The sequence below is a fragment of the Nocardia jiangxiensis NBRC 101359 genome, from assembly GCF_000308615.1.
Classification (GTDB): Bacteria; Actinomycetota; Actinomycetes; order Mycobacteriales; family Mycobacteriaceae; genus Nocardia; species Nocardia jiangxiensis.
Map to the genome: position 1 here is coordinate 1 of NZ_BAGB01000117.1, position 1,352 is coordinate 1,352.

Genomic DNA, 1,352 nt, shown 5'->3' on the forward strand with positions numbered 1-1,352 from the left:
TGAATCCCCCCGGGTTCGATGCACACCGGTTTATCTGTCACCCACCGGTAGTTCGGGGTGGTGTGCATAGTAGTCGGCTTCGTACTCGACTGGGGGCTTGCGGCCGAGACGGTGCATGAGCCGGGATTGGTTGTACCAGCCGACCCAGTCCGCAGTGATCAGCTCGACATCGGATAGCCGGGTCATCGGACCACGCCGGAACGGTGAATCGTCGCGGATCGCTTCGGTCTTGTAGAGACCGATTGTGGTCTCCGCCAACGCATTATCGAACGCGTCGCCCACCGACCCGATCGACGGGATCATCCCCGACAGCAGCAATGTTTCACCGAGGCGCACCGATGTGTATTGGGAACCGGCATCCGAATGGTGAATAGTGTTGCCCGACAGCGGATTACCTTCTCTCTCGCGAACCGCGGCCGCCTGCCGGATCGCCGAGTTCACGAACGTGGTTTCCTTGCTGGTCGAGCATTCCCAGCCCAGGATCCGCCCGGCGTAGGCATCGATCACGAACGCCGTGTAGGCGAACGATCCTGTGGCCAGGCGCACGTAGGTGAAGTCGGCGACGAGCAACACATTCGGCGCCGGCACCCGGAACTGGCGATCCACCAGGTCCGGTGCCCGTGCGGCAGCCGGATCAGGTTCGGTGGTGCGGATCTTCTTGCGCCGCAACACACCTTTCCAACCGTTGGCGCGCATGAGCCGCTCGATGGTGCAGCGAGCAACCGGAATCCGTTGCCGCTGCAAATACGCCCACATCTTCTCGGCCCCGTACAGTGACTCCGGGGCCCGTTTACCGCGTTCGTCGGGCTCGTAGTACCCGGCCAGGATCTCGGCCACAGCCGTGTCCCACAGCACCCGCTTCGACGGTGGCCGCGCCAGCCAGGCATAGAAGGTTCTCGGGGCGATCTTGCATCCGTGCGCGGTCAGCGCACGGCAGATCGGAGCGACCCCGAACCGAGTCCGATGCTCGGCGATGAACAAACAGATTACCGCTGTCGCGGGTCGCTCTCCCGCGCGAAGAAAGTTGTTGCTGCCTTGAGGATTTCGATGGTTTCCTCGAGCTCTTTGTTCTTGCGTTTGAGCTCACGGATCTCCCGGGCCGCATCGGTCGAGATACCCTCGGCCTGCCCAGCATCGACCGCGGCCTGACGGATCCAGTTCCGCAATGTCTCCGCGTTCATCCCCAACCGGCCCGACACCGCCCTGATCGCGGCCCACTCCGAGGGATAGTCATCCCGGTGCTCGGTAACCAACCGGATCGCCTTCGCCCGGATCCCTGCGTCGTACTTCGATGGCATGATGCCCACAACCTTCCCAAGAAAGAAGGTGCGCACCAAACCCGGGGCGATTCA

At 62.9% G+C, this 1,352-nt stretch carries 1 protein-coding gene; it reads right to left on the bottom strand.

The genetic code is table 11. The annotated features are described in order from the left end of the window. Positions 1–30 precede the first annotated feature (30 nt). Positions 31–1,298 (bottom strand): IS3 family transposase gene (locus tag ON40_RS34475; protein ID WP_085997852.1). Its coding sequence is split into 2 segments (ribosomal slippage): positions 31–1,025 and positions 1,025–1,298, totalling 1,269 coding nucleotides; the frame shifts between segments, so codons are not numbered across the junction. Positions 1,299–1,352 lie beyond the last annotated feature (54 nt).